This window comes from Cryobacterium breve, from assembly GCF_027594785.1.
GTDB classification, from domain to species: domain Bacteria; phylum Actinomycetota; class Actinomycetes; order Actinomycetales; family Microbacteriaceae; genus Cryobacterium; species Cryobacterium breve_A.
On record NZ_CP075584.1, the window covers coordinates 2,573,144 to 2,598,716 of the forward strand.

The 25,573-nt window shown below is 70.6% G+C and carries 17 protein-coding genes and 4 pseudogenes; 16 read left to right on the forward strand and 5 right to left on the reverse strand.

Translation table 11 applies throughout. The features are described from left to right. Positions 1–3: 3 nt before the first annotated feature. Positions 4–1,266, reverse strand: a complete 1,263-nt coding sequence (locus KIV56_RS12635) for an Nramp family divalent metal transporter (protein ID WP_281533713.1) — start codon at positions 1,264–1,266, stop codon at positions 4–6. A 133-nt stretch (positions 1,267–1,399) separates the two neighbouring features. Between KIV56_RS12635 and KIV56_RS12640 the strand changes: the two genes are divergently transcribed. From KIV56_RS12640 to KIV56_RS12675, 8 genes are all read left to right on the forward strand, one after another. Continuing rightward, positions 1,400–2,002, forward strand: a complete 603-nt coding sequence (locus KIV56_RS12640; RefSeq protein ID WP_281533714.1) for a TrmH family RNA methyltransferase — start codon at positions 1,400–1,402, stop codon at positions 2,000–2,002. A 219-nt stretch (positions 2,003–2,221) separates the two neighbouring features. Next, the gene (locus KIV56_RS12645; RefSeq protein ID WP_281533715.1) at positions 2,222–3,610 is read left to right on the forward strand and encodes a hypothetical protein; all 1,389 of its coding nucleotides are present in this window, start codon (positions 2,222–2,224) and stop codon (positions 3,608–3,610) included. Continuing rightward, entirely contained in the window at positions 3,607–8,916 is a 5,310-nt protein-coding gene (locus KIV56_RS12650; RefSeq protein ID WP_281533716.1) for a beta strand repeat-containing protein, read from the forward strand. The genes KIV56_RS12645 and KIV56_RS12650 overlap by 4 nt, the downstream gene beginning before the upstream one ends. Further along, positions 8,834–10,669 carry a DUF11 domain-containing protein gene (locus KIV56_RS12655; RefSeq protein WP_281536147.1) on the forward strand — a complete coding sequence of 612 codons (1,836 nt, stop codon included), beginning with the start codon at positions 8,834–8,836 and terminating at the stop codon, positions 10,667–10,669. Before KIV56_RS12650 ends, KIV56_RS12655 begins: the two co-directional genes overlap by 83 nt. Further along, positions 10,666–10,890 carry a hypothetical protein gene (locus KIV56_RS12660; protein ID WP_281533717.1) on the forward strand — a complete coding sequence of 75 codons (225 nt, stop codon included), beginning with the start codon at positions 10,666–10,668 and terminating at the stop codon, positions 10,888–10,890. The genes KIV56_RS12655 and KIV56_RS12660 overlap by 4 nt, the downstream gene beginning before the upstream one ends. Further along, positions 10,887–11,036 carry a hypothetical protein gene (locus KIV56_RS12665; RefSeq protein ID WP_281533718.1) on the forward strand — a complete coding sequence of 50 codons (150 nt, stop codon included), beginning with the start codon at positions 10,887–10,889 and terminating at the stop codon, positions 11,034–11,036. The genes KIV56_RS12660 and KIV56_RS12665 overlap by 4 nt, the downstream gene beginning before the upstream one ends. Positions 11,037–11,236: 200 nt before the next feature. Beyond that, entirely contained in the window at positions 11,237–11,953 is a 717-nt protein-coding gene (locus KIV56_RS12670) for a hypothetical protein (RefSeq protein WP_281533719.1), read from the forward strand. After that, positions 11,835–12,353 carry a hypothetical protein gene (locus KIV56_RS12675; RefSeq protein ID WP_281533720.1) on the forward strand — a complete coding sequence of 173 codons (519 nt, stop codon included), beginning with the start codon at positions 11,835–11,837 and terminating at the stop codon, positions 12,351–12,353. Before KIV56_RS12670 ends, KIV56_RS12675 begins: the two co-directional genes overlap by 119 nt. 380 nt (positions 12,354–12,733) lie before the next feature. On the opposite strand, the gene KIV56_RS12680 is transcribed toward KIV56_RS12675, so the two are convergent. After that, the gene (locus KIV56_RS12680; RefSeq protein WP_281533721.1) at positions 12,734–15,079 is read right to left on the reverse strand and encodes a YhgE/Pip domain-containing protein; all 2,346 of its coding nucleotides are present in this window, start codon (positions 15,077–15,079) and stop codon (positions 12,734–12,736) included. An 11-nt stretch (positions 15,080–15,090) separates the two neighbouring features. Further along, positions 15,091–15,741: a hypothetical protein gene (locus KIV56_RS12685; RefSeq protein WP_281533722.1), complete on the reverse strand. Its 651-nt coding sequence runs from the start codon at positions 15,739–15,741 to the stop codon at positions 15,091–15,093. 156 nt (positions 15,742–15,897) lie between these two features. Between KIV56_RS12685 and KIV56_RS12690 the strand changes: the two genes are divergently transcribed. The 6 genes and pseudogenes from KIV56_RS12690 (at position 15,898) to KIV56_RS12715 (ending at position 20,907) form a co-directional block, all read left to right on the forward strand. Beyond that, the gene (locus tag KIV56_RS12690; RefSeq protein WP_281533723.1) at positions 15,898–16,488 is read left to right on the forward strand and encodes a TetR/AcrR family transcriptional regulator; all 591 of its coding nucleotides are present in this window, start codon (positions 15,898–15,900) and stop codon (positions 16,486–16,488) included. Positions 16,489–16,504: 16 nt separating this feature from the next. Beyond that, on the forward strand, positions 16,505–16,999 hold the full coding sequence (locus tag KIV56_RS12695; protein WP_281533724.1) for a DUF3151 domain-containing protein: 495 nt from the start codon (positions 16,505–16,507) through the stop codon (positions 16,997–16,999). Beyond that, a pseudogene (locus KIV56_RS12700) lies at positions 16,999–18,286 on the forward strand (adenylosuccinate synthase). The gene KIV56_RS12695 and the pseudogene KIV56_RS12700 overlap by 1 nt, the downstream one beginning before the upstream one ends. Positions 18,287–18,569: 283 nt before the next feature. Further along, complete coding sequence (locus tag KIV56_RS12705) at positions 18,570–19,469, forward strand: DMT family transporter (RefSeq protein ID WP_281536148.1); 900 nt, start codon at positions 18,570–18,572, stop codon at positions 19,467–19,469. 73 nt (positions 19,470–19,542) lie between these two features. Further along, a pseudogene (locus tag KIV56_RS12710) lies at positions 19,543–19,864 on the forward strand (chorismate mutase); the annotation flags it as partial. Positions 19,865–19,971: 107 nt separating this feature from the next. Next, a complete protein-coding gene (locus KIV56_RS12715) occupies positions 19,972–20,907 on the forward strand; it encodes an SDR family NAD(P)-dependent oxidoreductase (RefSeq protein WP_281533725.1) in 936 nt (311 codons plus the stop codon). Between the two features lie 246 nt (positions 20,908–21,153). On the opposite strand, the gene KIV56_RS12720 is transcribed toward KIV56_RS12715, so the two are convergent. Both KIV56_RS12720 and purL read right to left on the reverse strand, forming a co-directional pair. Continuing rightward, positions 21,154–21,879 (reverse strand): hypothetical protein, encoded by a 726-nt coding sequence (locus KIV56_RS12720; RefSeq protein ID WP_281533726.1) that lies wholly within the window; start codon positions 21,877–21,879, stop codon positions 21,154–21,156. Between the two features lie 358 nt (positions 21,880–22,237). Next, a pseudogene (gene purL / locus KIV56_RS12725) lies at positions 22,238–24,545 on the reverse strand (phosphoribosylformylglycinamidine synthase subunit PurL). Positions 24,546–24,803: 258 nt separating this feature from the next. Between purL and KIV56_RS12730 the strand changes: the two are divergent. Both KIV56_RS12730 and KIV56_RS20470 read left to right on the forward strand, forming a co-directional pair. After that, entirely contained in the window at positions 24,804–25,154 is a 351-nt protein-coding gene (locus tag KIV56_RS12730) for a YciI family protein (protein ID WP_281533727.1), read from the forward strand. After that, positions 25,154–25,522, forward strand: a pseudogene (locus KIV56_RS20470) (sigma factor); the annotation flags it as partial. The gene KIV56_RS12730 and the pseudogene KIV56_RS20470, both read left to right, overlap by 1 nt. Between the last annotated feature and the right edge of the window lie 51 nt (positions 25,523–25,573).

Sequence of the window (25,573 nt, forward strand, 5' to 3'; positions counted from 1 at the left end):
GACTCAGGCGCCGATCGTGATCAGCACGAGGAGCACGACGTTGAGGGTGATGAGCAGGAGCGCGGCGACGCACCCGGCGAGGGTCGTGAACCAGCGGTTCGTGTACTCGCCGAGGAGTTCGCGCCGTGACGTGAGCCAGACGAGCGGGACCAGCGCGAACGGGATCCCGAAGGAGAGCACGACCTGGCTGAGCACGAGGGCCTCCGTCGGGTCGAGCCCGATCGCGAGGATGATGAGCGCCGGAATGAGCGTGACGATCCTGCGCACCAGGAGGGGCAGCCGCAGGTGTAGCAGCCCGTGCATGATCTCAGCGCCGGCATACGCGCCGACGGAGGTCGAGGCGAGCCCGGAGGCGAGGAGACCGACCGCGAACACGGTCGCGACGATCGGCCCGAGGCTCGTCCGGAGCGCGTTGTACGCGCCGGGCAGCGAGTCCGTGCCCGGGACGCCCTGCAGTGCGGACGCGGCCAGGACGAGGAGGGCCACATTGACCGTGCCGGCGAGCACCATCGCGAGGGTGACGTCCCAGCGGGTGCCCCAGAGCAGGCGGCGCGTGGTCGGCTGGTCGTGGACACCCGGAAAACGGTCGCGGGCGAGAGCGGAGTGCGCATAGATCGCGTGCGGCATGATCGTCGCACCGAGGATCGACGCCGCGAGCAGCACCGAGTTGCTGCCCTCGAACCGCGGCACGAGGCCGGCGAGCACGCTCGCGGGGTCCGGCGGGGCGAAGAACACCCCGGCGGTGAACCCGATCGTGATCACGCACAGCATCGCGACGATCACCTGTTCGAAGCTCTTCGCCCCGCGCCGGGCCTGTGCGGTCAACACGAGCATCGAGACCGTGCCCGTGATCACGCCACCGAGCAGCAGCGGCAGCCCGAACAGCAGGTAGAGCGCGACCGCGCCGCCGATGATCTCCGCGAGGTCGGTCGCCATCGCGACGAGTTCGGCCTGCAGCCAGTAGAGCCGTCGCAGAAACGGATGCCGGAACCGGGTCCCGAGGACCTCCGGGAGGCTCTGCCCGGTCACGATCCCGAGCTTCGCGGAGAGGTACTGGATCAGCCACGCCATCAGGTTGCCCGAGAGCACCACCCAGACCAGCAGGTAGCCGAACCGGGCGCCCGCGGTCATGTTGCTCGCGACGTTGCCCGGGTCCAGGTAGGCGACCCCGGCCACGAGGGCCGGGCCCAGCAGCATGATCAGCCGGGTGGGCGCCGTGGGCAGGCGTGCAGCATCCGCGACGGTGCCCCCAGCAGTTTTAGGCATACCGAAATCATACCCGCGCCCCGCCCGTCCCGCCTCGTCCGTCCGCCCGTCCCTGTCCGCGAGAGTGCGCGGGCGCGGGATACGGTGGATGGGTGACTGAACCAGCGCTTCCCCCGCCGCCCCGACCGTCGAGTTGTCGACGAACGGCGTCGGGCCGTGGCAGGGGGAGCTGCCCGAAGAGTCGTTCTACGACCCCGAGCTCCTCGAGCACGGCGACACCCGCAACGTGATCGACCGGTACCGGTACTGGTCGATGGCCGCGATCGTCGCGGACCTCGACGAGAAGCGGCACCCGTTCCATGTCGCGATCGAGAACTGGCAGCACGACATGAACATCGGCTCGATCGTGCGCAGCGCCAACGCCTTCGGCGCGGACACGGTGCACATCATCGGTCGCAAGCGATGGAACAAGCGCGGGGCCATGGTCACCGACCGGTACCAGCACGTGTTGCACCACGCGGATGTCGCCACGTTCGTCCTCTGGGCGGCGAACGAGAACCTGCCGATCATCGCGATCGACAACGTTCCCGGCAGCGTGCTGATCGAAACCTTCGCGATCCCGGAACGCTGCGTGCTCCTGTTCGGCCAGGAGGGCCCCGGGCTGTCCGATGAGGCGATCGCCGCGGCGGACGCGGTGCTCGAGATCAGTCAGTTCGGGTCGACGCGCTCGATCAACGCCTCGGCCGCCGCTGCCGTCGCGATGCACGACTGGGTGCTGCAGCACCGTTTCAAGTAGCAGGTTCGCGTCGGCGGTGCCGGAGCAGGCGCCGCCCCGTTCTGGGGAGGGCTCCGCCCCGCACTGGGGTCGTCCAGGGGATGGACCGGCCGGAGACGCAGCCGGTAGCGTCTAGGAAACGTACTGGACAAGGTCGCTTTTCAGCGTACCCGGGCACCCGAAATGCCCCGCGTACGCCGACACAGCGCTGCTCGTCTTGCTTACCCTGGAGTACCCGCCATGCCGCTTTTCAGCCATGCCATCGTGCCGCGCCACAAAAAGCGTCAGATCCTCTTCGACAACGGTTTTCTCGCCCCGGCCAGGGCGCACATCCGGCTCACGGCCGGTGTGCTTGCGGCCCTGCTCGTCGGGGTCGGCCTCACCGTCGGCGCCGTCGTCGCACCGGCGAGCGCGGCGGGCGTCGTGACGCTGACGGCCACGGCGACCCCCGGCATCCTCGCGGGTGAGAACGACAGCGTCACGCTCACCGCGACCGCCCCGGCCGGCGCGAGCACCGACTACTACAACCTCGCATTCCGCTACCAGCTGCCGGCCGGTGCGACCTACGTCGCCGGAAGCTCGGCGAGCAGCGCCGTCCCGAGCCTGCCGGACCCCACCATCACGACGATCACCGACACCGTCGGCCCGCCCGCGATCACCCACCAGGTGCTCGTGTGGTCGAACATCGCCGACCTCGTGCACGGCAGCGCCACAGGCTTCAGCTTCACGATCACCCCGGCTCCCACGGCCTTCCCGGTCGGCGCCCTCGTGCCGGGCGCCGCGGCCGTCTACGGCCAGACCGACCCGCGGCTCCTTGCGAAGTTCACGCCGGCGACCGGTGTCGTCGTGGCCGGCAGCTTCGCAATCACGGATGCCGTCGCACCGGCCGCCACGAAGGTGTCGGCCCTGACGGTGACGAAGACCGAACCGAGCCCGGAACACGAGCTCATGCGCGGCGCCCAGGATCAGGCAACGGTATACCGGATCGACACCCGTAACACCACCGTTGCCGCGACAACGGGTGTCAGTCTCGTGGACTACCTCCCGGCCGGCCTCGAATTCCTCGGCTGCGGCACCGTCGACAACAGCGCGCCGGGAACCGAGGAATACCCCGGTTCCGGGCGCCTGGGCTCGGCGACCAGCGGGACGAACTGCCTCAGCCCGACCCGCGTCGAAACGGTCAACGACCGCACCGGATTCGCCGGCCAGGTCTTCACGAAGGTCACCTGGGACCTCGGCACCCTCGCGGCCGGGTCCACCCGCACCGTGACCTACGCCGCCGCGGTCCCGCTGCACGAGAACACCATGTGGACCGGTGCCACCCCCGACCCGGCCTCGCGCCTGCAGGCGGCGGATCTCGACAACAACACCGGGGCATCCACCCGGCAGGAGGCGCCGGCCGCCGCCGGCCAGGGCCTCACCAACACCGCGATCGCCTCAGGGACATACACCGGCCCGGTGCTGACCCCGGCGGATGCCGCCGCGACTGCGAGCGACTCCGTCACCGTGAAGGCCATGGACCTCTCGATCGTGAAGACTCGTCAGGCTCGGCGACCTTCGTCGCCGACGGCACCGCCCGGTTCAGCCTGCTGGTGCGCTCCGGCGAGTACACGACCGACACCGCGATGACGATCACAGACACAGTGCCCAACGGCCTGTGCCCGATGGTGCCCACCTCCGTCGTGATCACCGGGCCCCGCGCCGGACTCGTCCCGGCCGGCTGTGCGACGGGCGGCGCCGTCACCGGCGCCACCGTCACGAGCGTCGTTGCCAACGCCGACGGCAGCTTCACGGTCGTGCTGGTACCGAACCCGACAAACCTCCCGGTCAACACGAGCCGCACGATCGGCTACGACGCCTTCATGTCCTCGAGCTACCTCGGCGACTCCCAGAACGGCCCGACCGTCGCCGGCGACAGCTTCCTCAACACCGTCGGCATCACCGGCACCACGACCGACGTGACCGCCGGCCTCGGCAGCACTCCGGTCACCGACGACTCCTCCGCCGGCCTCGCGTCGTCCGCACCGACCATCAGCAAAAAGGTTCTCGCCCGACCGGCGACCGGTGGGACCGCCGTCGACTGCGCTGCGGCCGCGAACGCCCCGAACTACACCGACACCCAGGTGCCCACCTACCACCTTGGCGACACGGTCTGCTTCCAGCTCACCGTCGCCTTCTCGACCTCCACGCGCACCCGCAACGCCCGCATCACCGACTTCACCCCGGTCGGCAGCGTCTTCGCGGGCTTCGCCCCCGCGACCGGCAGCACCGTCGCCGTGACCCCCGCCACCGGCACCCAGGCCTCCAGCCCCGCGGGCACCCTGCCAGCGGCCTGGAATCTCGGCACCGCCGACAGCACCGGCTCGACCGACCTCTACGTCGCCAAGGGCGCCACCCTCACCCTCTTCGTGAGCGCCCTCGTGACCGGCATCTCGGCGACCGCCGCCGTCGATATCACCGCAAACCTGATGAAGTACCGCCAGGAATCGACGACCGGCACCGTGCTCGCGCTCCGCGACCAGGTCGACTACGCCATCGCCCCCGCCCCGACCCTCTCGCTCGCGAAGATCGTGACGAAGGTCGGCAGCGCGACCCCCGCCGCACCGAACACCTCAGTGAAGGTCAAGGAGGGCGACGTCGTCACCTTCGCCATCGACGCGAAGAACACCGGAACCGCCGCGGCCGGCACCAACGTCCCCGTCGGCGCCGTTCAGGTCTGGGACGCCCTGCCCGCCGGCTACGACTGCACCAGCTGGGCCGTCGCTGCAATCACGCCCGCCGGCAGCTGCCTCAATCCGGCGGATGCCGGGTACCCGGCCACCAACGCCGCGCCCACGGGCCGCAGCGTGATCGTCTGGACCCTCGGCGGCCCGCTCACCCCGGGAGCGGCCGCGACCCGGCTCGGCTACACCCTGACCGTTCCCGCCGGAGTCAGCGTGTCCACGGTGTTCGCGAACGCGGCATCCGTCGTCTCCTTCACCTCGCCGAACACCACGGGCACCGACACTCCCTACTTCCCGAAGGGCTCGCTCAACCCCGCGCACGATGCCGACGGCAACGCCGTCCCCGCGAACGCGACCGCGCAGGTCTACCTCGCCAATGCCGGCATCGCCAAGGCGGGCATCTCCCGCATCGTCGAGAACGGCAACACCGCCGCCCAGGCCGTCGCCGGCGAACTCGTCGACTACACCTTCTCGGCCACCGTTCCGGCCGGAACGACCGTGTTCAACGGCGTGCTCTCCGACAAACTGCCGACCGGCCTCACCATCCCCGCCGGCACCCTCGCGACCGTCTCAGCCGTCCCGGCCGGCGGCGGCTTCAACCCCGCGACGGGCACCCTCACCTTCCCGGCGACCTACGACAACACGAGCGTCGCAGACCAGGTCTTCACGGTGACCCTGCCCGGTGTGCTCGTCGGCGTGAACCTCGCCTCCGGAAACCTCACCAACACCGCGACCTTGGCGAGCACGGTCACCCTCGGCGGCGTCGCCGTGACCCCGCGCACCGCGAGCAAGACCATCGCCGTCGTCACCCCGGCGCCCACCCTCGCCAAGATCGTCGACAAGCCGATCGCCCAGGGGAACGACATCATCACCGTCACCCTCACGGCCGGAAACCCGGCGACGAGCCCCGCAGCCTACGACTCGGTCGTCGTCGACTGCCTGCCCGCCGGACTCACCCTGCAGGGCTTCGGCAGCAGTACCGCGCCGGTCGGAACCGTGACCTCGAGTGCGCCCGGCACCGGCGTCGCGGCCAACGGGTGCGCGGTCGGCACGACCCGCCTCGGCTGGGTGCTCGGCGGCACGGGGGCCATCGCCGGCCCGGCCGCCGTCGTGTTGACATACACCGCCCAGGTCGCCCCGACCGCCGCCGGCCTCGTCACGTACAGCGGAACCGCCACGGTCACCGGCTCGACACTCAGCACCGGTGCCAACACCGCGGCCGTCGAACGGGTCGTGACCGCGACCGCGACCGCGGTCGTCACCGTCGATGGCGCGACGACCGTCAAAACCGCCGTCCCCAACGCCGTACCCGTCGGCGGCGCCGTCGGCTACACGATCACGGTCACCCTGCCGAAGAACGTCAACTTCTACAACGCGGCTGTCATCGACACCCTGCCCGCCGGTGTGAGCGTGGTGGCCTCGACCGCGACGATCTCCTGCCGCACGGCCTCGGGCACCGACTGCTCCGCCGACCTGCCCAACCGCCCCGCCTTCACACTCGCGTCCTCCGGCCAGAAGGTCGGCTGGTCACTCGGCACCGTGCTCTCCGCGCCCCAGGACCGCACCGTCATCGTGAACGTCACCGGCACCGTGACGATGACGGCCGCGAACACCGCGGGAGTCATCCTCACCAACACGGCCGTCCCGCGCTGGAACGACCTGGCCAAGGCCGCCCCGGCCAACGCCGCCTCCGCCTTCGACCGCACCGGACCCATCGGGTCGGCGGCCATCACCGTGCTCGAACCCCTGCTCGGTGTCGCCACGACCGTCTCCAACCCGACCCCCGAACCGGGCCAGGCCTTCACCTACACCGTCACCGCGACCAACGCGAACGCGAGCACGACCGCGGACGCCTTCGCCGTGACCATCGTCGACACCCTCCCCGCCGGTATCGACCCCGCGAGCGTCACGAACATCTCCGCCGGAGGCGTGCTCTCCGGGAACACCGTGACCTGGACGATCCCGACCATCGCGAAGAACGCCTCCGTCTCACGCACCTTCGACGCCCGCCTCGCGCCCTCGCCGACGCTCGGCACCGGCGCCATCACGGCGACCGCGAGCATCCCGAGCTACGCCTCCCTCGCGAGCGGCGGCCGCGTCTACACGGTCAACCCGCCGACAGCGACCGTCCCGGTCACGCCGCGCTTCCCGCACGTGACCCTCGCCACCTCGGCGACGAACGGCACGCTGGCCTACGTCGGCACACCGTTCGGCTGGACCCTCACCCTCGTGAACACGGGCACCGGCACTGCGGCGACCGTGCTCCCCACCGACACCCTCCCGGTCAACTGGGTCTACGTGCCCGGCTCCGGGACCGTCTCGATCGGCGGCGGCCCGTCCGCAGCCCTCGCCGACCCGGTCCTCACGACGGTCGGCGGCGTGCAGACCCTGGCGTGGGCCGCGCTCACCGCGGTCGCCCCCGGAACGACCATCGACATCCGCTTCGCCGCCCAGCCCACCGGAGCCGCGACCGTCACCCCGGGAGCCGGCGCCGGCATCCCGCACACCAACACCCTGAGCGCAGTGGTGACGGATGCGACCGGTGCCACCGGTCACGCCGGCCCGGCACCCTATGCCGAGGCCCCCGTGACAGCGGCCGCGCACCTCGATTCGGCGGACGTGCGGCTCAGCAAGACCGCCGGCGGTGCCCTTCTCGCCGGCACGACCACCCCCGGCGCGTTCACCCTCACCGTGAGCAACGCCGGGACCGATCCGGCCGTCGGAGCAGTCGCCGGCCACAACTTCGTCGTCACCGACACCCCCGCGCAGCCGCTTCCGGCCGGAATCGTCGTGACCGGCGCCTCCGGGGCGGGCTGGAGCTGCACGGTGCCCGATGCGGCCTCGGGAGTCTTCACCTGTGAGCGTCTTCTCGCGAACGAGACGCTCGCGGCGAACGCGAGCTTCCCGGCCATCTCGGTCGCCGTCGCCGTGGCGCCGGGAGTGCCGGCCGGCGTGAACCTCGCCAACTCGGCCATCGTCGCCGCCCGCACCTTCGACCCCCAGCCCGGCAACAACACCGGAACCGCGACGGCGCCCGTCACCACGAGCGCCGACCTCGGGGTCACCAAGCTCGTGAGCGGCTCCTTCGCCGCCGGAGACACCGCCACCTGGACCATCGACGTCACCAACGCCGGCCCGTCGACATCGGCCGGCCCGATCACCGTGACCGAGACCCTGCCCGGCCACGTGTCACAGGTCTCCGTGACCGGCGCCGGCTGGACCTGCGACACCGGCGTCACTCCGGTGAGCTGTGTCTTCGCCGGCGACCTCGCCCGTTCCGCCACCTCGCGCCTCACCGTGACGGCCACCATCGACTCCGGCTTCACCGGCAGCCTCACCAACACGGCAGCCGTCAGCGGGACGACGCCGGACCCCAACCCGGCGAACAACGTTTCGGCCGCGACCCAGCCGGTCGATAGCGCGACGACGCTCTCGATCGCGAAGACGCTGAGGGATGCCGAGCTCGTTCCCGGAACGGATGCGACCTATCGTTTCTCGGTCACGAACACCGGACTCGCCGACGCCCGCACGGTGCGCGTCGTCGACCCGCTCCCGAATGGACTGACCTTCGTGCGCCTCGGGTCTGGCACCCCCGGCGCCTGGACCTGCTCCGAAACCGGCACCCTCCCGTCGACCATCGGCTGCGCCCTTACCGGAACCCTGCTCCCCGGCTCCGGGGCCACCCAGACCGTCGACGTGATCGTGCACGTGCCGGGCAGCCTCACCGGAACCGTTGTCAACACGGCGACCGTGACGGCCGACAACGCACCGGATGCGACCGACGACACCAACACCGCCCTCACCGGCAAGGCCGACCTCGGCATCCTCAAGACCCACCGCTCCGGCCCGGTCACCGCGGGAACTGACCTGGACTATTCCCTCGCGGTGACCGACTTCGGGCCCTCCGACGCCCCGGCCGGCACTATCGTCACCGACCACGTCCCCGCCGGGCTCGTCGCCCTGGGCGCCGACGGCGGTGCCGCCTGGACCTGCGCACCGCCCGCCGGAGCGGAGCCTGAGCTGCACGAGTACCGGCATCCTGCCCGTCGGCGCGACCTCGGCCGGTATCACGGTCAGTGTGGGAATCCCCGCGGACGCCGGGCCCGCCGTCTTCACCAACACGGCAGACGTGACCGGTGTCCTCGACGAACCCGCGCCGAACCTGCACCCCAACACCGCGAGCGACCCGACGGACGTCACCGACCTCGCTGACGTCACGATCGTCAAGACGATCACCCCCGCCGCAGGCACCGTCGTCGCCGGGGACAGCATCAGCTACGACCTCACCGTCACCAACGCGGGGCCCTCAACCGCGGACGCGCTCACGGTCTCCGACTCCCTGCCCGCGGGCTTCACCGCGACCGCGATCAGTGGCGCCGGCTGGGCCTGCAGCCTCGTGAGCGCGAGCTGCACCCGCGCCACTCTCGGCGTGACGGACTCCGTCATCTCCGTCACGGCAGCCGTCGCCTCTGCGGTGCCGGACGGCACCCGAGCGGTCAACTCGGCGACCGTCGGCTGGACCGACAGCCGTTCCTCGTCGCACACCGACACCGACAGCGTGCCCGTCACGGTCGTCGCCGTCGCAGACCTCGAGCTCGTGCAGTCGATCGCGACCGCAGCACCCCTCGCCGGCGCGGAGGTCGTCTTCGACTTCGCGCTGCGCAACCTCGGTCGCTCGGACACGGTCGGCCCGATCACGGTGACCGACGTCCTCCCCGTCGGTCTCCGGTTCCGGTCGAACACCGCAGGCTGGACGTGCACGGCGGTGCCTGCCGCGAGCAGCCCCGCGAACACCGCGCAGACCGTCACGTGCACGCTCGGTGACGTGGGTGCCGGCACGGCAGCCGGCCTCGTCGCCGGCGGGACCGCCGCTGCGCTCTCGATTACCGTCGGCACCGACCCCGCCCTCGGCGCCGTCACCCTCGACAACCCCGGGGTCGTCGCGACGCCGACGACCGAAACCACCCTCGCGAACAACCCGAGCCCGGTGCAGATCGTCTTCGCCCGGAGCGCGAACCTGTCCATCGTCAAGACCCACACCGGCACGGGCGCGATCGGCGGCGCGACCCCGTTCACGCTCGCCGTGTCCAACGCCGGCCCCTCGAGCGCCGTCGGCGTGCACGCGGTCGACACCCTCCCCGCCGGGCTGACCTTCATCGACGCCGCCGGGAGCGATCCCGCCTGGTCGTGCTCCGCCGCGGCATCCGCCCGCCTCGGCGCAACGGATGTCTCGTGCACGCTGTCGACGCCCCTTGCCCCGGGTACGCACGCGCCCGCCCTCGTCCTGAACGTGCTCGTCGACGTGCGGGCGTTCCCGTCCGTCGCGAATGTCGCCGTGGTCTCGGCCGTCACCGCGGACCCCGACCCGACCGACAACACGTCGACCGACCCGCTCGACGTCGCCCCGCTCGTCAGCCTCTCGGTCAGCAAGCACCACCTCGGGCAGGCCGTGATCGGGTCGAACCTCGACTATCTCGTCTCCGTGACGAACACCGGCGCCACCACGGACCCGGGCGGGTTCACCGCGGTCGACGCGCTCCCGGCCGGGCTCAGCTACGTCGGGAGCCACGGCGACGACGTGAGCTGCGCCGCAACGGCCGCCGCCACCGACGCGGGCACGCCCAGGCTCCGACGCGTCGCTGGTCACGTGCACCTTCGCCGGGGCACTCCCGGTCGGGGCGACCCGCACGGTCACGATCACGGTGTCCGTGCTGGCCGCCGCGTTCCCGACCGTGGTCAACACGGTCACCGCGCACAGCCTCTATGGCGATCCGGCCGCCCCCGCGGCCCAGGCGAGCGACACCGCGACCGTTCTGAAGGCGCTCGCGCACACCGGAATCGACCTCCCGGTCGAGCTCCTCGCCCTGCTCGCCCTCCTCGCGCTCCTGCTCGGCGCCGCGCTCCTGTTCACGAGTCGCCGACGCCGCGCCCAGCATGCCGAATAGGGGCTAGCGTTGCAGTATGACTGCGATCACTGACGATCTGCCCGCCCGCCTGCTGCACGAAGAGCGCGAGGGCTGGGACGCGATCCTTGCCCGCCGCGCCGGGGACTACTACTGGCGCACGATGACGCGCGATGCCCTGCTCGTGCTCCCGGGAAACGTGGTCGCCCGGGACGCGGTCGCCGCGTTCTTCGAGGCTCTCCCGCAGGCTCGACGGCTACGAGCCTGCACGACCCCGCCGTGATCCGGATCAACGACCGCGCGGGCATCCTCGTCTACCGGCTCGTCACCCGCCGCGGCGACGAAACCACGGAGTCGAGCGCAGCGACGACGTACGTGTTCCAGAACGGCGGCTGGTGCGTAGCCCTGCACCAGCAAAGCCCCGTCTAACCCCGTACCCAGTCCGCGAAAGCGAGTGAATCGTCGGTATGTCGGTATGAGCGTGCCATAACGACGATTCACCCGCTTTCGCGAGCGGTCGCTGGGTGGCTTGTGGGTAAATGAGGGCGGGTTTAGCTTGGGTGGACAGGGGTCCCGCAAGGTCGGGGGAGCCCGGGTAGCGAAGAAGGGACCTGAGTCAATGGCTGACTTTGGAAACGAGGGCCTCGCGGAGCCTCTACCGCCGGCCCGGTGACGCATCCACCGTCTACGTCGACGTCACGCAGGATCGTGAGGACCCGAGACGCACCTCGAGCCTGCGTCATCGCTCCGTGCGCGAGGCGCTCGCGGATGCAGGCGCGCCCGATGCCGATGCCGACGCCGTGATCGACCGGATCGAGGAGCCACCCGGCAGGCCGGGCAAGGTGAGCCGGCTGCTCGTGGTGCGGAACGGCCTCGTCGAACTCGACGAGTTGCTGCCCGGCGAACCGCTCGGCGAGCTGATCGTCGCGCACGGGCCGGTGCCTCACCTGCTGCCGCTGCTCACGCAGAGGCCGCGCGACCTGACCTACATCATCGCCGAGGTCGGGCGCGACGGCGGCGAGATCCGGCAGTTCCGGCTCAGCCGAACCGGCGCGGTCGCCGAGGAGGAGATCGAGGGCGACACCGAGTACATCACCAAGGTGCAGGGGGGATTCCTCTCCAACTCGCGGTACCAGCGCGACACCGAGGAGATCTGGAAGCGCAACGAGGGCCAGATCGCCGATGCGATCGACGAGATGGTCCGCACGAGCGAGGCAGAGCCTGCTCATGCTCACGGGAGACGTGCGCGCGCGGCAGCTGTTGGTCGCCCAGCTCGCCCCCGCGAGCAGGGACATCCTCGCCGTGGTGCCGACGAACACCCGCCCCGGCGGCGCAACGACCGATGAACTCGAAGCCGACCTCGACCGGCACCTTGCCGCGATCCTCGCCCAGGACGAGTACGACGCCCTCGAACGCCTCGACACCGGGCGCGACGACGGTCTCGCCGAGGCCGACTTCGCCGCCGTGGTGCGCGAGCTGCAGCAGGGCCAGGTCGAGGTGCTGCTGCTCGCATCCGGTGCGCTGCCCGAGGCGACCCTGCTCGCACTCGACCGGGAGCCCTGGGTGGCGTCGACCGAAGCGGATGCCCTGGGCGCGGCCGTTCTCGGAGCCGTGCCTGCCGCAGACGCGCTCGTTCGTGCCGCGGTGCTCACCGACGCCCGCGTGGTCGTGGTGTCGCCGGGGGAGCTGCCCGGCGGGAGCGGGGCCGCCGCCCTGCTGCGCTGGTCCACCCTCTCGACCCACTGAGCCCGGCCGCTGCTGCGCTGCCGCGCCGGTTTCGGCAGGCCGCACCGGTTCGTGTGCGCGTCCGCGCCGGTTTCGGCAGGCCGCGCCGTTCGTGTGCGCGTCCGCGCCGGTTTCGGCAGGCCGCGCCCGCCGTTTCGGGTGCGGCCCGCGCAAACCGGCGCGGTCGTGGGGTGGACTGGCGGGAGTGGCTGCCAGGGTGTCCGGGCCGGGCGGATGCTGGGGGTCGGGGTGGAAGCATCCGGTGCCCGTTGTTGCCCGTTGCGGTTCACGGGCGCGCCGGTTCCGGCAAGCCGCGCCCGCCGTTTCGGGTGCGGCCCGCGCAAACCGGCGCGGGCGCCAGCCGACCGCCAGCCGCCGATCGGCGGCCAACAGGTCGGCGGTCAGCCGATCAGGCTGGGGCGCAGGTCGCGCAGGGTGCGGAAGTGCGTCATCCGCGTGACGCCGATCGCGGCGAGCACGAGGCCACCGACGACCCAGAGGAGCAGCACCCCGGCATCCGCCCAGGCCGTGGCCGGGTTGCCGCCGTACATCAGCTGGCGGATGCCGTCGACCGCGTAACTCATCGGAACGACGTGGTGCAGCCACGCGAGCGGCGCCGGCAGGGTCTGCCACGGGAAGGTGCCGCCGGCGGTGACGAGCTGGATCACCATGAGCACGAGGCCGATGAACTGGCCGACGCTGCCGAGCCACACGTTGAGCGCCAGGATGATCGCCGCGAACGCGAGGGCGGCGAGCCCCATCATCGCGTAGGTGCCGACCGGGTTGTGCACCTCGAAGTGCAGGATCCCGGCGAGGATGCCGAAGAGCGCCGCCATCTGCACGAGCCCGAGCAGGCCAGGGGTGAGCCAGCCGGCGAGGGTGATCTTGAGCGGGGAGTGCAGCGCCGTGATCGCCCGGCGGGAGACCGGCTTCACGATCAGGAACAGCGCGTAGATGCCGATCCAGCCTGCGAGGCTCGCGAAGAACGGGGCCATTCCGGCGCCGTAGGTTCCGGCGGAGGTGACGGCGGCGGTCGTGAGCGACACCGGGTCCGCGATCGTCGAGCCCTGCAGGGTGCGGGTCTGCGCGTCCGAATTCGGGATGCTCGTCACGCCGTTCGCGAGGCCGTCGCGGAGCACGCCCGCACCGGACTGCAGGGTGATGAGCCCGCTGTTGAGGCTCGTCGCGCCGGTGGCGAGGCTCTCGGCGCCGGTCGCGGCGGTGCCGGCGCCGGTGGCGGCGGATGCTGCGCCGTCGTTGACCGTGCCGGCCCCGGTCGCGAGCGTTGCCGCCCCGGATGCCGCGTCACCGGCACCGGTCGCGAGCTTCGACGCGCCCGTGGAGGCATCGCTCGCACCGGACGCGAGTTTGGCCGCGCCGGCGGCTGCGTCGGTTGCGCCGGTCGCGACGCTGCTTGCGCCGGCCGCGGTCTGCGCGGCTCCGGCGGCGAGGGTTGCCGCGCCGTCCCGTGCGGTGACGGCGCCCGCGGCGGCCTTCTTCGCTCCTGTGGCGACGTCCTGCGCACCGGTGTTGAGGGCGGTGCTGTCGGTGGCCAGGGTCTTCACGGTCGCGTCGACACCGTCGGCATACGCGCCGGCCGTGCCGACGCCCGCACTGACCGGGTTGAGTTCGTCTACGATCGCGGTGATCTGGGCTGCGGTCAGCGTGGTCGTTGACGCGAGCGTGTTTGCGATGTTCATCCGCGCGGTGCTGAGGTCTGTGGCCGCTGTGGCGAGGGTCGAGCTCGTCGCGCCGGTCGCCGCCGACAGCTTGGGGGCTCCGACGGCGAGCTTGGCCGTGCCCGCGGCAACGCCGCTCGCCCCGCCCGACACCAGCGCGGTCCCGTCCGCGAGGTCCTTCGTCCCGGCCGCGAGGTCGGCAGCGCCGCCGGAGACCTTCGTCGCCCCCACCGACACCTGGCCGGCGCCGGTCGCGAGCGTCGCAGTCCCGGCGGCAAGGCTCGTTGCCCCGCTCGAGAGCTGGCTCGTACCTGAGGCGAGGGTGCCTGCCCCGGTCGCGAGGGCGCTCGTTCCGGTCGCGAGTGTGCCCGCACCGGTCGCGAGGGCGCTCGTTCCGGTGGCGAGCTGGCCGAGGCCGGAAGCGAGCACGCCGACGCCGCTCGAGAGCTGGGCGGCACCGGTTGCGAGGCTCGCGCTTCCGTCGGTGGCCGTCGTGGCGCCATCCGTCAGCTGGGTGGCGCCGTCTGCGGCGGTGACGAGGCTCGAGCGCACGTCGGAGAGCCCGATCAGGAGCCGGTCGGCCGCTTCCTCGTTGACCTTGGTGACGATGGCCTCGCGGATCTTCGTTGCGGCCTGGCTGCCGATCGTCGAGGCGAGGTAGCTGTTGGTGTCGTTCGTGGTGAGGGTGATCACGGACCGCCGGGGCGCGGAGGTCGCGGAGGAGGCGATGCCCTCGGAGAAGTCGGCGGGGATGGTCACGCTGAAGTCGTAGCTCGCGTCGGCGACGCCGGCCTCCGCGGTCGCCGCGGAGACCCGGTGCCACTGGAAGGCGCCGGCGTCGGAGAGTTCGGTGGCGATGTCGTCGCCGTAGTTGTGGCTCACGTTGTCGATGACCGTCCCGGTGTCTGCGACGACGAGCGCGACGGGCACCCGGTCGAGGCCGGCGTACGGGTCCTGGTTGGCCCACAGGTACAGGCCGCCGTAGAGCACGGGCACGAGCAGCAGGGCGCACAGGGCGACCCGGGACATCACGGTTGCGGTCAGGCGGTCGAGTTCGGCCCTGACCATGCGGAATACCTTCACAGCGTGTCCGCTCCGATCGAGACCGAATCCCCGGCCGTTGTGACGAATAGTTCGGGTTCGAGCGCCGCGATGGCGTGCGCCGAGGCATCCCCGGCGATGACGAGCACCGCGTAACCGCGTTCGGCGAGGTCGTTGGCGATCAGCCACCAGCCCAACGGGTCGCCGCCGTGCCGGTCGGGGGAGCAGATCACGAGAGCCTCGACGCCGTCGCGCAGCACCGCGAGCTCCGTCAACAGGCGGATGCGCGCATCCGGGTCGAGGTCGGCGATGCTCGTGCGGCCCTCGTCTCCGAGGTCGAACGAGGCCAGCATCCGCTTGACGGCGCCTCTGTGGGCCGGGCGGCCGGCGAACATGAGCTCCTCGGAGACGACCTCGGAGACGGGGAGGTCCGCGGCGGGCTCGCAGACGCCGGGCGCGTCGATAAGGGCGATCCGGCGGCGCATGGACGAATAGTCGACGGTGTCGTCGAGGAGCACCTGGCCGGAGTCCGGGCGCATCCGACCGCTCGCGATGAGGCCGAGGACGGTGGGGCGACGCTCGGTTGCGGCGCGCGCCAGGGTGACGGTGTCGCTCTGGTACTCGAGCGTCGTGCTCGGGAGGGAGGAGCTTTTGGGGCCTTTGGTGACCGCGGAGAGGGTGACGCGCATGACTCTGCCTTCGAATGCCGATGTTTTGCTGTGCCGATGTGTGGTGAGTGAGCTCCCGGCGGCCGTTCTGCGGCCGGGTGCTTCATTGCGTCGAGGGCTGATCTCCAATATACTGACTAGTCAGTACAGAAGCAAGAGTGGATCGGGGAAATACGCATGGCGCAGGTGACCGGCACGAAACGCCTGATCTTCGACGCCGCTCTGGCCCTCGCGGCCGAGCGCGGCATCTCGGGCACGACCATGGACGACGTCGCCGTGCGCGCCGGCGTGGCCAAGGGCAGCCTCTATTACAACTTCGCGTCCAAGGACAAGATCTTCGAGGGCGTCCTTTCCGAGGGCATGGCCGCCCTGACCGAAGCGCTGCGCTCCGCACGCACCGGGCTGCACGGCTGGGCCGCGATCGAGGCGCTCGTCACGACGCTGCTCTGCCGGATCGCCGGGAACACGGCCCTCGCCAAGGTGATGGCCGGCGACATCTTCCGCACCGACCGCGCCTGGCAGGAGACCTCGTTCGCGTTCCGGCACCAGGCGCTCGCCGAATTCGCCGCCGCCATCGAGGAGGCCGTGCCGACCGAAGCGGGCGCGGCGGGCGTGACGGGCCTGATGGCGAGCAGCGTCTTCGGCGCGACCCTGATGGCGGGGCTCGAGTGGCTCATCTTCGAGCCGGACCGGCCCCAGCCCGAGGTCGTCGCCGCGGTGCTCGCGACGTTCTCCGGCCGACTGAACCCGACCCCCGGCATCCGCTGACGCGTTAGGATCGAGTGTGACCGGCGAAAACTTGATTGACCAGCCCGAGACCCTCCTTCCCGCGGAACCGGAGGTGATCGCGGCGCTCCGGAGTACCGAAAGCCACGCGTTGCCGTCCCTCGTAGCCGCGCACCCGACGTCTTCCCTGGCCTGGGCGGTGCTGGCGGATGTCGCCCACCTCGAAGGCCGCACCATCGAGGCGTATGCCTTCGCCCGCGTCGGCTACCACCGTGGCCTCGACGCCCTGCGCAAGGCCGGCTGGCGCGGACACGGCCCGATCCCGTGGACCCACGAGCCCAATCGCGGGGTGCTGCGCGCCCTGTATGCGTTGCGCCGATCCGCCGCCGAGATCGACGAGCAGGACGAGTTCGACCGCCTCACCGTCTTCCTGAACGACGCCGATCCGACCGCGATCGCGCGCATCAACCAGGAAACCATCACGCCGGACGGCTACCGGGCCGATGACCCGGCCCCGATCACCGAGGCGTTTTTCATCCGAGGAGAGAACTAATGCCAGCGATCGTTTTGGTCGGAGCCCAGTGGGGCGACGAGGGCAAGGGTAAGGCCACCGACCTCCTCGGCAGCCGCGTCGACTACGTCGTCAAGTTCAACGGCGGCAACAACGCCGGGCACACCGTGGTGATCGACGGCGAGAAGTACGCGCTGCACCTGCTGCCGTCGGGCATCCTGACCCCCGGCGTCACGCCGATCATCGCCAACGGCGTCGTCGTCGACATCGAGGTGCTCTTCGAGGAGCTCGACGCGCTGATCTCCCGCGGCGTCGACGTCTCCCGCCTGAAGGTGAGCGCCAACGCGCACATCATCACCCAGTACCACCGCACGGTCGACAAGGTCACCGAGCGTTTCCTCGGCAAGCGTCAGATCGGCACGACCGGTCGCGGCATCGGCCCGACCTATGCCGACAAGATCAACCGGGTCGGCATCCGCGTGCAGGACCTCTTCGACGAGAACATCCTCCGCCAGAAGGTCGAGGGCGCCCTCGCCCAGAAGAACCACCTGCTCGTCAAGGTCTACAACCGTCGCGCGATCTCGGTCGACGAGATCGTGACCGACCTGCTCAGCTACGCCGAGCGCCTCCGCCCGATGGTCGCAGACACCGCGTTGCTCCTGCACGAGGCGCTCACCGCGGGCAAGACCGTTCTCTTCGAGGGCGGTCAGGCCACGATGCTGGATGTCGACCACGGCACGTATCCGTTCGTCACGTCCTCGAACGCGACGTCCGGCGGCGCCGTGACCGGATCCGGCATCGGCCCGAACCGGATCGACCGCGTCCTCGCCGTCGTCAAGGCGTACACGACCCGCGTCGGCGCCGGCCCGTTCCCGACCGAGCTCTTCGACGAGTCCGGCGAGTTCCTGCGCGCCAAGGGCTTCGAGTTCGGCACCACGACCGGCCGCCCGCGCCGCTGCGGCTGGTACGACGCGCCCGTCGCCCGCTACACGGCACGCATCAACGGGGTCACCGACTTCGTGCTCACCAAGCTCGACGTGCTCACCGGCCTCGCCGCCATCCCGGTCTGCGTCGCGTACAGCGTCGACGGCGTCCGCCACGACGAGGTGCCCGTCTCGCAGTCCGACTTCCACCACGCGAAGCCCATCTACGAGGACTTCCCCGGCTGGACCGAGGACATCACCGGCGTCCGCACCTTCGAGGAGCCTGCCGCGGAACGCCCAGGACTACGTGCTCGCGCTCGAGAAGATGAGCGGCGCCCGCATCTCCGCGATCGGCGTCGGCCCCGGCCGCGAAGCGATCGTCTCCCGGCACGACCTGATCAACTAGCCCGGGGCCCGGGTCGCAGGGTCTGAACGAAGAGAGCGGATGCGCGGTGCGCATCCGCTCTTGTCGTCCCACGCCGTTGCCCCCTCGGCCCCCCAACGAGCGGATGCTGCCATTCACCGGCGGGATCCGGACGTTGCGCTCCGAGGGGGCCGACGCCGGTGGCCGCACACGTTACAGTCGGCAGGTGACCGATAGCACCGCCCCGCGCGACGCCCCCACTTCTGCAGCCCCCGCTCCCGCCGAGCCGGCTCGTCGCGCCCTCATTGCGCTGCAGTTCCTCGGCATGGGCGTCGTCTGGGGCTCGAGCTTCCTGTTCATGAAGGTCGCCCTCGTCGGAGTGAGCTTCGGCCAGGTCGCCTGGTCGCGCCTCGTGCTCGGCGGCCTCACCCTCGGCCTGATCGTGCTCATCACCCGGCCCCGGGTGAATGGCGGCCCCGTGCTGCCGCGCGAAGCGGTCGTGTGGCTGCACTTCCTCGTGATCGCGGTGAGCGGATGCGTCGTGCCGCATCTCCTCTTCGCGTGGGCGGAGCAGTACGTGTCCTCGAGCCTCGCGAGCATCTACAACGCCGTGACGCCGATCATGACGGCTGTGATGGCGACCCTCGCCTTCCGTGTCGAACGGCTCGGGCGCGGGCAGGTGCTCGGGGTCGTCGTCGGTATCGCCGGCGTGCTCGTGATCATCGGGCCGTGGCGCTACGCGGCGCTCACCGGGGACCTCTGGGGTCAGCTCGCCTGCCTCGGCGCCGCCGTCTGTTACGGCTTCACGTTCGGGTACACCCGCCGGTTCCTGAGCGGGCGCCCGATCGCGGGCGCGACCTTCGCGTTCCTCAACATCGGCCTGGGCGGGGCGATCATGCTGCTGCTCACCCCGGTGCTGGCCTGGCACCCCGTGTCGCTCAGCCCGGCGATCGTGCTGAGCCTGCTCACCCTCGGCGCGCTCGGCACCGGACTCGCCTACATCTGGAACATCAACGTGCTCCGCGCCTGGGGTCCGACGAACGCGTCGACGGTCACCTACGTGACGCCCGTCGTCGGCGTCGTGCTCGGGGTGCTGCTGCTGGGCGAGACGCTGTCCTGGAACGAACCGCTCGGAGCGCTGCTCGTGCTGCTCGGCATCCTGCTCGCGCAGAAGCGCATCCGCTTGCCTCTGCCCAGCGTCGCCACTGTCCGCGAAAGCGGGTGAATCGTCGGTTTGCGACAGCCAAAACGACGATTCACCCGCTTTCGCGGAAGGGCTCGCACGGTATCGTTCAGTCATGGCCGAACACGAGGAATTGCCCGCCGAGGCGGGGCGGGATGCGATCGACGAATTGAACGGCATCCGCCAGAGCATCGACAATATCGATGCCGCCCTCATCCACATGCTCGCTGAGCGCTTCAAGTTCACCCAGCAGGTCGGACGCCTCAAGGCCAGGCACGGTCTTCCCGCTGCAGACCCCGCGCGGGAGCCTGCAGCAGATCCAGCGGCTGCGCGCGCTCGCCGAGGAGGCCAGGCTCGACCCGGGCTTCGCCGAGAAGTTCCTCAACTTCATCGTCGCCGAGGTCATCCACCACCACGTGGCGATCGCCGGCGGCCAGCCCAGCGTGGGAGACGGGCAGGCAGCCGGCGCTGCGATCGGGGTCATGCCCGATTCGGCGATCGGTGCACCGGCGCCTGCGACTGCGGAACCCGCAGGCCCGACGTCGTGAGCTGGGACCCGCGCCACCTCCCCGAACAGTCCGGCAAGACCTTCGTCGTCACCGGCGCCAACGCCGGACTCGGCTACTTCACGAGCGAACAGCTGGCCGCGACCGGCGCGCACGTCGTTCTGGCCTGCCGCAATCCGGTGAAAGCGGATGCCGCGCTCGCGGCCATCCGCGGACGGGTGCCCGGGGCATCCGTTTCGGCGATCACCCTTGACGTCGCAGACGCCGACAGCGTGCGCGCCGCGGCCGCTCTCCTGCTCGACCTGCCCCGGTTCGACGGGCTCGTGCTCAACGCAGGCATCGTGCACCCGCCGAAGACGCGGGAGCTCAGCGCGGCCGGCAACGAGATCGTCCTCGAGACGAACTACCTCGGTCACGTTCACCTCACCGCTCTCACGTTGCCGGCCCTGCTGCGCACGCCCGGCAGTCGGGTCGTCGCGCTCGGGTCGCTCGCGACGCGGCTCGTCGCCTCGCGCCTGGACAACCTGCAGCTCGAGACGGGGTACAGCGGCTGGGTCGCCTACGCCCAGTCGAAGATCGCCATGCAGGTGTTCGGATTCGAGCTCGACCGGCGGCTCCGGCTCGCGGGACTCGGCGGCCCTGGCGGGGTGCAGAGCCTCGTTGCGCACCCCGGTTACTCGGTGTCGGGGCTGACGCCGGGCATCCGTGGGGTCAATGAGCCCAGCCGGTCGCAGCGTTTCGCCGACAACCTGCAGGGCCTGATCGGCGCTCAGGGCAAGGACCGCGGCGCCTGGCCGACCGTGCGCGCTGTGCTCGACACGGATGCCCGCGGCGGCGAATACTACGGCCCCCGTTTCCTCACCCGCGGCCTGCCCACTCGCCAGCGCCCCACCAACACGAGCCTCGACCAGACGGTCGCGTCTCACCTCTGGACCCGCACCGAGGCCCTCCTCACCCTCCCCTTCCCCCTCTAACCCCTCCCCCCTCTAACCCTCCCGGTCACTCCCGCCCAAACTCTTCGCGAGAGTACGAATTGTGCCCCTTCGGGGTCGGCGAAGGGGCCATTTCTCCGCTCTCGCGAACCCGGCCGGGCGGCGTCCCGTCGCGAGAGTACGAATTGTGCCCTCATAAGGCGCACCAAGGGGCCGTTTCTCCGCTCTCGCGGGAGGGGTGGGGGGATGCCGGGGGCTGGATAGGTGCGAATGCGACGGCCGGGTGAGTCAGGGGCGCCAGCCGCGATCCCGAAGTGCGGTGTCGACCTTGCGCACGGCCGACGCGCTCCTGACCCGGATATGTGTCTTGTTCAGGCGAACCACCCGCCAATCGGCTTCCATGATCGCATCGAGCCGATCGATGTCCCAGTGATACTGCTCTTCGTCCGTTCGATGCTGCTCGCCGTCGTACTCCACGAGCACTCGATACTCCCGGTAGACGAGGTCGCCCGTCGCAATCTTCCGTCCCGACCTATCCGTCAGGGGAGCGTTCACCTCCGGCTCGGGAAGGCCGGCCCGCACCAGGAGGAGCCGAATCTCGGTTTCCCGCGGCGACAGCACGCCGGGGCGGACCCACTCGAGCGCCTCTCTGAGCCGGCGTGCGCCGCGCTTGCCTGCGTGACGCGCCACGCCGGTGCGCAGCTCGGCCATGGTCGCCACCGGTCGCCTCCCTCCGACCAGTGCGTCTCCCATCACAATGAGTTCATCCAGGCTGAGGACGGCAGCGAGCTGGCGCCAGACATCGACCGGAGCGGCCACGCGATAACCGCCGATATCGACCAGGCGTACCGTTCCTGGTCGCGCATGGTGCGCGACGGTCCCCCTCACTCTCTGTCGTTCCGCCGGGTCGTCGACGCAGACATGAATCACGCCTGACATCGCGAAGCGCCGGGGGAGGGGAAGACCGTGCAGGTGCGCTGCCGTCACATGACTGAAGAACTGGGCCGTCGACATCCGCTCGGAGTATGCCGCTATGAGCGTCGCGATCGTTGCTGGGCCCAATCGTGGTGAGCGGATGCCGTGAAACGGCTGCTCAAGGTCCGCGCCCCTCATCCGCTTCCGCGATACGCCCTCGTGGCGTCCACGGCGGGTGGTGAAGTGTCGGCCGCGCAATGTGGGGGGCAGCTCGCGACGTCGTTTCATCCCCCGATGATGCCGATTCCCACGAACGAGCGAGCGTTCTATCCACAGCCCGACGGCCAGGGGCCGCGAGAGTACGAAAAAGGCCCCTTCAGATGTCGTGAAGGGGCCATTTTCGTACTCTCGCGAACCACACTCCCGGTCTGGGGACGGGCAGGCGCGGGGGCGGGGGCTAGGCGAAGTGGGCGGGGAGGGTGCCGCGGTGGCGGGACTGCAGGCTCGGCCAGGGAGACGGTGAAGACGTCCTGGATCTCGAGGGCGTCGAGCGTGTTGTCGGTGACGCCGATGCGCAGCACCGGGTAGTTGCGGCCCTCGCAGAGGCCCAGGAACTTCACGTCGTCCTCGCGCGGCACCGAGACGATGACGCGGCCGGCCGACTCCGAGAACAGGGCGACGGATGCGTCGATCCCGTCCCGCTCGCAGATGTCGCCGAGCCACACGCGGGCCCCGACGCCGAATCGGAGCACTGCTTCGGCCAGGGTCTGCGCGAGCCCGCCGGAGGACAGGTCGTGCGCGCTGTCGACGAGCGCCTCGATCGACGCCGCGTGGAGCAGGCCGGCAAGCCGGGCCTCCCCGGCCAAGTCGACGACCGGCGGCAGGCCGCCGAGGTGCCCGTGCATGACATCGGCCCACGCCGAGCCGTCGAGCTCCTCGCGGGTGATGCCGAGCAGGTAGATGTTGTGGCCGTCGTCCTGCCAGCCGCTCGGCACGCGGCGGGCGACGTCGTCGATCACGCCGAGCACGGCGACGACGGGCGTCGGGTAGATCGGCTGGTCGCCGGTCTGGTTGTAGAACGACACGTTCCCGCCGGTGACCGGGATCTCGAGCTCGAGGCATCCGTCGGCGAGGGCCGTGACGGCGCGTTCGAACTGCCACATCACCTCGGGGTTCTCCGGGGAGCCGAAGTTGAGGCAGTCGCTGATGCCGACCGGCACCGCGCCGGTCGCGGCGACGTTGCGGTACGCCTCGGCGAGGGCGAGCTGGGCGCCGCGGTACGGGTCGAGCTGGCAGTAGCGGCCGTTGGCGTCGGTCGCGATGACGAAGCCGAGGCCCGACTCCTCGTCGATGCGGATCATGCCGGCGTCGTCGGGGAAGGAGAGCGCGGTGTTGCCGAGCACGTAGCGGTCGTACTGGTCGGTGATCCAGCTCGGGTCCGCGAGGTTGGGCGAGCCCAGAAGGGCGAGGAACTGCTCGCGCAAGTCCGCTGCATCCGTCGACCGGGGCAACGTCGAGGCCGAGTCGGCCTGCAGTGCGTCGATCCAGGTCGGGTAGGCGACCGGGCGGTCGTAGACCGGGCCGTCGATCGCGACCGTGCGCGGGTCGACGTTGACGATCTCCTCGCCGTTCCAGTCGATCACGAGCCGGCCGGTGTCGGTGACCTCGCCGAGCACGCTCGTCTCGACGTCCCACTTCTTGGTCATCGCGAGGAAGCCCTCGAGCTTCTCGGGCGTGACGACCGCCATCATCCGCTCCTGGCTCTCGCTCATCAGGATCTCCTCGGCGGTGAGCGTCGGGTCGCGCAGCAGCACCTTCTCGAGCTGGATGTACATGCCGCCGTCGCCGTTCGAGGCGAGTTCCGAGGTCGCGCAGCTGATGCCGGCCGCGCCGAGGTCCTGGATGCCCTCGACGAGCTTGTCGCGGAACAGTTCGAGGCAGCACTCGATGAGCACCTTCTCGGCAAAGGGGTCGCCGACCTGCACCGCGGGCCGCTTGGTGGGGCCGTCGGCGCTGAAGGTGTCCGAGGCGAGAATGGATGCCCCGCCGATGCCGTCTCCGCCGGTGCGGGCCCCGAAGAGCACGACCTTGTTGCCTACGCCGCGGGCGTTGGCGAGGTGCAGGTCCTCGTGGCGCAGCACGCCGACGGAGAGCGCGTTGACGAGCGGGTTGCCCTGGTAGACCGAGTCGAACCAGGTCTCGCCGCCGATGTTCGGCAGGCCGAGGCAGTTGCCGTAGAACGAGATGCCGGAGACGACGCCGTGCACGACGCGCGCGGTGTCCGGGTCGTCGATGCGGCCGAAGCGGAGGGCGTCCATCACGGCGACCGGGCGGGCGCCCATCGAGATGATGTCGCGCACGATGCCGCCGACGCCGGTCGCGGCGCCCTGGAACGGCTCGATGTAGGAGGGGTGGTTGTGCGACTCGATCTTGAAGGTGACGGCCCAGCCTTCGCCGACGTCGAGCACGCCCGCGTTCTCGCCCATGCCGACCATCAGGTTCTTCTTCATGGCGGGGGAGACCTTGTCGCCGAACTGGCGCAGGTACTTCTTCGAGCTCTTGTAGGAGCAGTGCTCGCTCCACATCACCGAGTACATCGCGAGCTCGCCGCTCGTGGGGCGGCGGCCGAGGATGGTGCGGATCTCCTGGTACTCGCCCGCGGTCAGTCCCAGCGCGCCGAAGGGCTGGTCCTTGTCCGGGGTGGCGATCGCGTTCGCGACGGTGTCGGCGATGCCGCGGGAGTGGGTGTTTGAGGCAGCGGTCACGAGCGGTGTACTCCCAGAGTCAACGGATGCTTAGCGCGGCCCAGTCTACCGGTTGCCTTCCCGGAGGGCCGTGGCCCCTCGGAACGGTTGCGGGTGCGGACAACTCTGACCGGCGCACCGGCCACAGTTGTCCGCACCGGTAGCACTTGCCGTTAATTCGGCCCGCGTTGTCCTTTCGGGACGGCCCCGTTCGTTCCTAGAGTAGATCCCACCATTCCCGATGGGTCATTCGATGAAATCCCCGATGAAGGAGTCACCATGCCCAGCTATGTTGCCCTGACCTACACCCGCGACGTCGATTGGACCGCCCCAGAGCAGGCGGCCGAAATGGCCGAGTACCAGGAATTCGGCCGCGACGCCGAGGCCGTCATCCGCGGCGGCGCCGCGCTCTACCCGACCCAGACCGCGACGACCGTGCGGGTCACCGGCGGCAAGGGCGGCGACATCGTCATCGGCGACGGCCCGTACGCCGAGACGAAGGAGGCCCTGACCGGCTTCTACCTGCTCGAGTGCGACAGCCTCGACGAGGCGATCCGGCACGCGGCCGCGATCCCCGCCGCCTGGAACGGCGTCGTCGAGGTGCGTCCGACGGTCCCGACCCTGATGTGATGACGGCGACGGATGCCGGCGGCGGTATCCCCGAGGTCGTCCCCGCCCGGTCCGGGCGACCTGAGGTGTCGCATTTCGATGTTCCCGCTGCCGACGAACGTCGATCTGCGCCACCTCACGGGACGATCCCGAGCGCGGCAGTCGAGGCCGGCCCCGACCCGGCCGAGGCCCTCGCCGCGCTGCTGCGTGGCGAGGGGCGCCGGGTGCTGGCCACCGTCATCCGTCTGACCGGGGACCTGGCCGTGGCCGAGGACGCCGTGCAGGACGCCGCCATCAGCGCCCTGGAGACCTGGCGTCGCATCGGCGTTCCGCCGAATCCGCGCGCGTGGCTCACCCTTGCGGCCAAGCGGCGAGTCATCGACCTGCTCCGGCGGGAGGGCGCGCGGCCGAACAAGGAACGGGAGGCGATCATCCTGGCC